Below are 8,567 nucleotides of genomic sequence, written 5' to 3' on the forward strand. Positions count from 1 at the left end.
CGCGGTACCGCAAGGATTTGTGGGGATTACCCCATTCAGTGGATTGCTGTGGCACTTGGCGCACTCCGCTAAAAGACCTCCTGAATGTCTGCCTGCATGCGATGGAGAGCAGCATAGCGACCTCCGCTCTTGATCAATTCTTCATGGGTTCCATCTTCCACCAAACGGCCACGATCGATGGTAAATATTCTGTTTGCGCGCCGCACAGTGGAAAGACGATGGGCGATGATGAATACCGTCCGTCCCTGCGCAATACGGCGCATGTTGTCCTGGATGATACGCTCGCTTTCGTAGTCCAGCGCGCTTGTTGCTTCGTCAAATATTAGAATTCGGGGGTTGGTTACAAGTGCACGGGCGATAGCTATTCGCTGGCGCTGCCCACCCGACAGACTGGTGCCACGTTCCCCAACGACCGTGTCATAGCCTTCCTGGAGCTCAAGGATGAACTCGTGAGCGCCTGCGAGTTTCGCGGCCTCGACGACTCGTTCAATCGGCATACTGGGATCCGATAGCGCGATATTGTCGCGAATGGACTGGTTGAAGAGAACGCTCTCCTGCAACACGGCACCAACCTGTCGACGCAACCAGGACGTGTCGACCATGGATATATCAACACCATCGATCAGTATCCGGCCGCTCTCGGGGATAAAGAGCCTCTGGATCAGCTTTGCTATTGTGCTCTTCCCTGAGCCGGACGGACCGACGATACCGATCACCTGGCCGGCAGAAACGCTAAAGCTGACGGCATGAAGCACTTCAGGTCCATCGGGGCGGTATCGAAAAAGCACCCGATCAAAGATCACGTCGCCTCTAATCGCAGGCAATGCCGTTCGGGCGGGATTGAATCTAGGTTCGGGAGGCGTGTTGAGAATGTCGCCGAGACGATCGACCGATATCTGCGCCTGATGGAAATCCTGCCATATCTGTACCAGACGCAGCACGGGCTGGCTTACCCGGCTCGCCAGGATGTTGAACGCAACAAGTTCGCCGACCGTTAGGTCGCCCGAAATTACCAAGCGAGCTCCGAAATAAAGAATCCCGGCCGTCACGAGCTTGTTGACGAATTGAACACTGTTGCTTGCATAGTTGCCAAGCCGAAGAACCCTAAAGCTCGCGGCTACGTACCCGGCCAACTGCTCCTCCCAGCGTCTTTGCATCTGAGGCTCAATTGCCATTGCCTTCAGAGTGTCGACACCGTTGACGCATTCCACCAGAAAGGCCTGGTTTTCGGCACCGCGCTTGAACTTCTCGTCGAGCAGTTGACGAAATCGCGGCGTCGCTCCGGCAGAAATTGCAATGTACAATGGGAATCCGGCGAGGACGATTCCGGTCAATAGCGGCGAATAGCAAATCATCACGCCGAGAAAAACAAAGGTGAAGAAGAGATCAATAACCAGCGTCAGTGCGGAGCTGGTGAGAAAGTTTCGAATGTTCTCAAGTTCACGAACCCGCGCAACCGAATCGCCTACCCGCCTGACCTGGAAATATGCGGTCGGCAGCGCAAGCAGGTGCTGAAACAGCCTCGCGCCAAGTTCGACATCGATACGGTTGGTAGCATGGGAAAAGAGGTACGTGCGCAAGATACCGAGAATAGTTTCGAACAGCCCTATTCCGATAAGACCGATTGCTAGCACATCCAATGTGCTGAGACTTCGCTGTACCAACACCTTGTCGATGACGGCCTGAAAGAACAGAGGTGATGCAAGACCGAGAAGCTGCAGCAAAAAAGATCCGACCAGCACCTCAACAAATTGAGCTCGGTATTTATGAATTGCGCCAAGAAACCAGGACAAATCGAAACGGCGCGTCAGCTCAGTTAAGCTGGCGCGTTTGGTCATCAGAACAAGACGTCCATCCCAGATTGCTTCCAAGTCCGCCCTGGTCATCAATTCTGGGCGGGGCGTTCGTGTCGACTGAGCTACGACCTTGTCGTCGCCTACCTTGCCGAGAAGAAGAAATCCGCCGTCCTTGAGCGCAGCGATAGCAGGCAGGGGTGTTTTGAGCAGCCGCCCCCAGTCTGTTTTCAACTCGCGGGCTTTGAGGCCAAACTCCCGTGCGCACCGTACCATTTCAGCGGTGCCGATGTTCGCCATGCCGCAATGATGCCGTATTTGCGCCGGGTCTGCACTAACGCCATGAAAGCGCAGGAGCATGGCCAGTGCTATGAGCCCCGGATCACTTGGTCCAGGCACGTCCGAATCCACGGTCATTCTTTGCCCTATTGGCAAGCCGCGCCGCCATTCGGCGCCCGCCTATTGGATCATATTTCTTATTGGTAAACTTATAGCGATTTTCGGGCGGTGATTTGGCGCCCATTATTCAAAAAATATCCTCAATCGGCTGAAATAATAGAAGCCAAGCTGTTATTCTTGGAGTGATCGCTCCGTTGGAAGGTTGGCGGCGCCTGCGGACTGTCGAAATCTGCAGAAATTATATAATAGATTCATTGGATTACGCGGGCAATGAAATCGACCTCGAGAATTGTGCCATTCCCGACGCTGCCCAAGCCGCGCTCGACCGAAGAGCTTGAATTCCTGCCGGCGGCCCTGGAGATCGTTGAGACCCCTCCCTCGCCACTTGGACGTGCCATAGGGGCAACGATTCTCGCGATGTTGGTCCTCGGCCTTGCATGGGCAAGTTTCGGCCGAGTAGATATCGTTGCGACTGCCACCGGGAAGGTCATTCCAACCGGCCGTAGCAAGGTTATTCAGCCATTTGAAACGGGCGTTGTGCGCTCCATTCGTGTCTCTGAAGGCCAATTCGTCACTTCAGGTCAGACACTGATCGAACTAGACCCGACCATCAACGATGGTGAAATCAACCATCTTCAAAGTGACCTGCGATCAGCACAACTCGACATTGCCCGCTTGAGAGCGGCGCTGGCTGATACGGATGACCCTCTAGGCGCCTTTCAACCGCCGGACACTGCCAATCCCGATTTAATCGCCATGCAGCGTCAGTTTCTGATCGCGCAGGTCGCCGAGCATCGGGCCAAAATAGCGTCGCTGGACGGCCAGAGGGCGCAAAAGGAAGCCGCACTGGCGACCATTTCTGCGACGATTAATAAGCTTGATGCAGTCATTCCGACAATTGAGGAACGCGTAAACATTCGCAAGACTCTCAATGAGTTCGGATCCAGGCTACAATATTTCGAGGTGTTGCAGCAGCTGACCGAGAGCCAGCAAGAGCGCCTGGTCCAGAAGAGTCATGCCGCGGAAATGCAAGCGGCGATCACGACCATATTGGAAACGCGTTCCCAGACAAAGGCCGAATACCGTCGAACTTTGCTGGGTGACCTCGCTGAAGCTGAGAGGAAGGCCGCGGGATTCGCAGCCGATCTTTCAAAGGCCGAACAGCGAGCCAAACTTCAGTCGCTAACCGCACCGGTCTCCGGCACGGTTCAGCAGTTGGCCGTTCATACGATTGGCGGCGTGGTGACACCCGCGCAGGCGCTCATGATCATCGTTCCTCTTGATAGCAAATTGGAGATAGAGGCCGCGGTGAACAATCGGGACATCGGTTTCGTTCACACCGGTGATGAGGTCGAAATCAAGGTCGACACCTTCGACTTCACAAGATACGGCCTTCTGCATGGAAAGGTACTAAGCATCTCCTCTGACTCCGTCACGCGTGATATTCCCGGCGAAAAATCGACTGGGCAGGGGCCAGGGTCCACGGCCACAACGAGCGAACCGAAGGGTCAGGAAATGACCTACGTGGCACGCATTGCCGTTTTGAACCCGCATCTTCAGATTGATGATAGGATTGTCAGCCTCTCGCCGGGAATGGCAGTCACCGCCGAGATCAAAACAGGCTCGCGAAGGCTGATCAGTTATTTGCTATCGCCCCTGATGAAATACAAACAGGAGAGCATGCGCGAACGCTGACGCATTCATCTGTTCGGCGGGACGGCTTGGCGGTTGGGCGGGACAGCTTGACGAAGACTCGACGTTGGCTGTGATTGACGGGACAGCAACGGCCGCTTGGGCATCCCTTGGAGTGGAGCAAGTGCCGTTCGGCGGGCGACCGGCAACGGAATCCGAACGGGTGGCGTCGCCGACAGCTGCGTTTGAGGCTCAGACAAAGAAGGACGAAGTGCGGTCAGAGACATGTTTGCCTCCTGGTCTGGCAGGCCATTGGCATCGCTCGAGGCAGGAGGGACAACCGCCCCAGTGAAGGCGGGATCGCTCGATGGCGACAACAGACCGAACATTGCCCATTCAGGAAATCGAGACACCGAGCCGTTGGTCAAATAGGCATTGGGTGGTGCGGACGCCACATCCGCATAGGCCCAATAGGGCATCCCAACCGTTGGCGGCACAGCAGCAGATGCCTTTGCAACGCTTCCCTCCGAATTCGGCGACCCAATCTGCTTTGCGTTCGAGCGTTGCGATGGGGGCGAAGCATTTTCGATTTCGTCGACGATTGTCGCCTTCCCCATCGAGGAATTGCTTTGGACAGCAGTTCCTCGCGTCCCAGATGCCAAGGCCTGGTGGACGTTTTCTTGGGGGGCGGAGGGCGTACGTGTGGATTCCACTACGGGCCCCAGGAGGCCAGCAGGTGTTGGTGGCGGAGGCTCGAATCCAAACGACGGACTGACGAGATAGGCCGCCTCGCCCGGCAGAGGAGAGGGAATGTCGTACTCCAATTTCTTGAACGCAGGTGGTGGAACGGCCGAAGCCCCGAGTTTCTGCAGAATGCGGCGCGCTTCCCCAGCGTGCGGTCCCTCAGGATAACGCTCCAGATATGACCAGAAAGCCTCCGGCACACCTGCTCGGCAGGTCCGCTGCCAGACAAGCATCTCGCGGCGGACCGCCAGAAGGGCACGAATGCGCGTTGCCGTCGGATCGCGCCAATGGTCGGCCAGATAGTCTGCGTAGGAATCAAGTGTATCGCGCTGGATCGCCGCGAAGTAACCATCTTGCGCGGAAAGACCCGACATCGGTCGCGAGCGCAACCGGCCGATATCCTGAGATTCCGATCGCTTCAGCGTACCAGCCACGCGCCCAAATAACGCGAGCTGCGATCCGATCCCCGAGTTATGCCAGGGTATCTGCTCCCCGCGCGTCATCTCGTTGACGCGTATGCGGACACGCACAAAGGCATCTGTCAGCGTGACATTCTCCTCACCCATCATCTCCGCAATGGCCTGGGCGTAGGAGCCATAGCCGCCGTCGTTCTTGGAATCAGGCGAGACCATCCCTGGCGCCGCATTGAATGCGACGAGGACGTTGGGCCAAGTCTCAAGCCATGCGAGCCCGGCGGCCGGTGGCTGTCCCGAGAGCAAGAAGGGATTTCTACGTGCCGCATCCAGAATGATGAGACCGCCCTGTAGCGGCGAAAGTGCACGGGTCAAGTCAGAAACGCGCACAGCGAGCCGGGGCAGATCTGAAACGTCTGCAACGTCAGTATCGACGTCGACCGGCAGCAGGTAATTCTCTCCCTGAAGTTGCAGCGCATAACCGCTGAAATACACAACGGCAACCGCATCAGGGCCGGCATCCCTCACCTTCCCTACAAAATCAGAAAAAGTTCGCTTGAGGCTCTCACTATCCAGATCTCTCGTCTGGGTGACCTCAAATCCCGCCGTCCGCAACTTGCCGGCAATGAACCCGGCATCGTTGGCTGCGATCTCAAGCTTCTGAGCCCTGTAGGACGCATTGCCGACAACAAGGGCAAGACGCTTCTCGGCCGAAGAAGAAGCGTCTGCCGGAAAGATGAACGCGAACAGCACAATAAGGCAGCAAACTACTCTGATCGTCGATCCCATCATAAATTGCGCCGGTCATGAACCGAATTTCTATCCCCAATGCTGATTGGACTGAGCAGCTTGATGCGGCATCGTCAAATTCGGAGGCGATCCGCCAAACTCGGGCGCGGACTTGAGGCTGTTATCAATCGCCGGCGTTGCGAAGGCCGATGCCATGTGTTGAGTCCACAGAGCCAGCCGTTGATCTACAGCAGCCATCCAGGCGCTCGAACTCTCTTCCGCCTCATTGGAAGGACTATCGGCAGACTGGCCTGGCAAGGGCGGATCGGCGATGGACGTCCCGCCGTTACCGTCACTCGACGCAATGAAGTTACCAAGCGAATAGTTGCCGAGCATAGCGAGATTGGCGGTATGCGTACCGTCGGTAACCGTCAATGTTCCGGGCGATCCGTTGCCGGAATAGGTCAACGATGCGTTGGCTCCCCCGGCTATGTCGGTAAGGTCGATAATGTCGCCAATCGCAAGCTGCCCGCGGAAAGAGCCTGTGAACGTCGATGAATCGTCGATGATGAGCGTACCCGTCGCTCCCGCGAACCTGATCGATCCAGAATAGGCCCCCGTGATCTCGACGCTCGCGCCGTTCCCGATCACCAGAGAATTCTTGCTGACCGTGGTCCCTGTACCGGACAAGACGATAATTCCGTCGCCGTTCAGGTCTTGATGAAAGCTTGCCTCCAGCGCTCCGAACGCAGCATCATTGCCTCGTCCCGGCATGTAGAAGTTGCCGGTGTAGTTGCCGTTCGCGTCCGTACTCCACACCGAATATTGGCCCGTGGTCGTATTCTTCCAGGCCACCTCGTAGCCGTTCGAGACAGCTTCGACGCCAATCGGCGTATAGTCGCCAAACTGGCCGGCTGTCACCGTTGCCCCCTGATACTTCAGCGTCGGTCCCGTGCCGCCGGCGACCGGATTGAGGAGATAGTTGTCTCCCGATGCGACCAGTGCGGTCGTTCCTATCGCCTCGATCACGGATTGGACGACTCCGATCGTCCCGTCGCCATTCAAATCCTGGTGGAAGCTAGTTTCCAGCGTTTCAAACGCAGTGCTGTTGCCCGGCCCCGGCATATAGAAATTGCCGGTGTAGTTGCCGTTCGCGTCCGTGCTCCACACCGAATACTGGCCCGTGGATGTGTTCTTCCAGGCCACCTCATAGCCGTTCGAGACAGCCTCGACGCCAAGCGGCGTATAGTCGCCGAACTGGCCGGTTGTCACCGCAGCCCCATGATATTTCAGCGTCGGTCCCGTGCCGCCGGCGACCGGATTGAGGAGATAGTTGTCTCCCGATGCGACCAGTGCGGTCGTTCCTATCGCCTCGATCACGGATTGGACGACTCCGATCGTCCCGTCGCCGTTCAAATCCTGGTGGAAGGTGGCTTCTAGCGCCTCCAGCGCCGTGCTTGTGCCGGACACCACGCCGGTGAGATAGGACGTGAACTTACCATTGCTGTCGGTGGTCCAAATCGAGAAGTTACCCTTCGAGTCCTTCCACGCAACGTCATAGCCGGTTGCAGTCTGCTCCGCGGCGATCGGGGTCCACGGCGCCGCTGCGCCCGCCACCACCTTGGAGCCCAAATACGTCAGAACGAGCCCGCTATCGGTGCTGATGGAGTTCAGATAGTAGTTTTTGTCGATAAGAACCAAGCTGGTGGACCCTACCGACTCGAGCGTGATGGCAGGACTGGACCCCGTCGGCGCAGCAGTGTTGATCTGTAGCGTGCCGGAGGGGTTGGTCACCGCGCCGGCCAGGTTGGCAGCGTTGCCGGCGCTGTCCTTCACCGTCGCCGCATTCAGGTTGACCGCCGTCACCGCCAGGTCGGAGGTGTTCTGGCCAGCCGCCACCGTGTAGCTGAAGGTCAGGGCATTGGTGCCCGAGCCGCCGGCATAGGTTGCCGTGCCGCCGTCGTTCAGCGTGAGCGTCGGCGTGCCGCCGGCCACCGTCACCGCCTCGCTCAGGTTCACCGTCAGCGTCACCACGCTGCCGACACCAATGATGCCGTTCCCCGAGGTGATCCCGGTGCCCGACGCCGCCACCGACGATACCGTCGGCGCCGTGGTGTCGATCTGCAGCGTCCCGGAGGGGTTGGTCACCGCGCCGGCCAGGTTGGCGGTGTTGCCGGCGCTGTCCTTCACCGTCGCCGCGTTCAGGTTGAGGGCTGTCACCGCGAGGTCGGAGGTGTTCTGGCCGGCCGCGACCGTGTAGCTGAAGGTCAGGGCGCTGGTGCCCGAGCCGCCGGTATAGGTTGCCGTGCCGCCGTTGTTGAGTGCCAGCGTCGGCGTGCCGCCGGCCACCGTCACCGCCTCGCTCAGGTTCACTATCAGCGTCACCACATCGCCGGCATTCAGAATGCCATTCCCCGAGGTGATCCCGGTGCCCGAGGACGCCACCGACGATACCGTCGGCGTCGTGGTGTCGATCTGCAGCGTGCCGGACGGGTTGGTCACCGCGCCGGCCAGGTTGGCGGCGTTGCCGGCACTGTCCTTCACCGTCGCCGCGTTCAGGTTGACCGCCGTCACCGCGAGGTCGGAGGTGTTCTGGCCGGCCGCCACCGTGTAGCTGAAGATCAGGGCATTGGTGCCCGAGCCGCCGGTATAGGTCGCTGTGCCGCCGTCGTTCAGCGTCAGCGTCGGCGTGCCGCCAGCCACCGTCACCGCAGAACTCAGGTTCACCGTCAGCGTCACCACGTCGCCGGCATTCAGATTGCCATTCCCCGAGGTGATCCCGCTGCCCGAGGCCGCCACCGACGATACCGTCGGCGTCGTGGTGTCGATCTGCAACGTCCCAGAGGGGTTGGTCACC

3 protein-coding genes and 1 pseudogene are annotated in these 8,567 nt (G+C 58.6%); 1 reads left to right on the forward strand and 3 read right to left on the reverse strand.

Features of this window, described 5'->3' with window-relative positions; genetic code table 11:
• Positions 1-68: 68 nt before the first annotated feature.
• Entirely contained in the window at positions 69-2,210 is a 2,142-nt protein-coding gene (locus tag AYJ54_RS26125) for a type I secretion system permease/ATPase (RefSeq protein WP_063703345.1), read from the reverse strand.
• Between the two features lie 252 nt (positions 2,211-2,462).
• Here AYJ54_RS26125 and AYJ54_RS26130 point away from each other — a divergent pair, with 252 nt between their 5' ends.
• Positions 2,463-3,887 (forward strand): HlyD family type I secretion periplasmic adaptor subunit, encoded by a 1,425-nt coding sequence (locus AYJ54_RS26130; protein ID WP_063703347.1) that lies wholly within the window; start codon positions 2,463-2,465, stop codon positions 3,885-3,887.
• Positions 3,888-3,892: 5 nt separating this feature from the next.
• Here AYJ54_RS26130 and AYJ54_RS26135 read toward each other — a convergent pair whose 3' ends face one another.
• Together AYJ54_RS26135 and AYJ54_RS26140 are read right to left on the reverse strand one after the other, a co-directional pair.
• On the reverse strand, positions 3,893-5,773 hold the full coding sequence (locus tag AYJ54_RS26135; protein WP_063703349.1) for a caspase family protein: 1,881 nt from the start codon (positions 5,771-5,773) through the stop codon (positions 3,893-3,895).
• 27 nt (positions 5,774-5,800) lie between these two features.
• Positions 5,801-8,567: pseudogene (locus AYJ54_RS26140) on the reverse strand (hypothetical protein); the annotation flags it as partial.

Origin of the sequence: Bradyrhizobium centrolobii, assembly GCF_001641635.1 — a bacterium.
GTDB lineage: Bacteria > Pseudomonadota > Alphaproteobacteria > Rhizobiales > Xanthobacteraceae > Bradyrhizobium > Bradyrhizobium centrolobii.

What these genes read in the sequence shown, in the direction of transcription:
- AYJ54_RS26125 (WP_063703345.1), bottom strand. Translation starts at nt 2,210, where the DNA reads ATGACCGTGGATTCGGACGTGCCTGGACCAAGTGATCCGGGGCTCATA.
- AYJ54_RS26130 (WP_063703347.1), top strand. Translation starts at nt 2,463, where the DNA reads ATGAAATCGACCTCGAGAATTGTGCCATTCCCGACGCTGCCCAAGCCG.
- AYJ54_RS26135 (WP_063703349.1), bottom strand. Translation starts at nt 5,773, where the DNA reads ATGATGGGATCGACGATCAGAGTAGTTTGCTGCCTTATTGTGCTGTTC.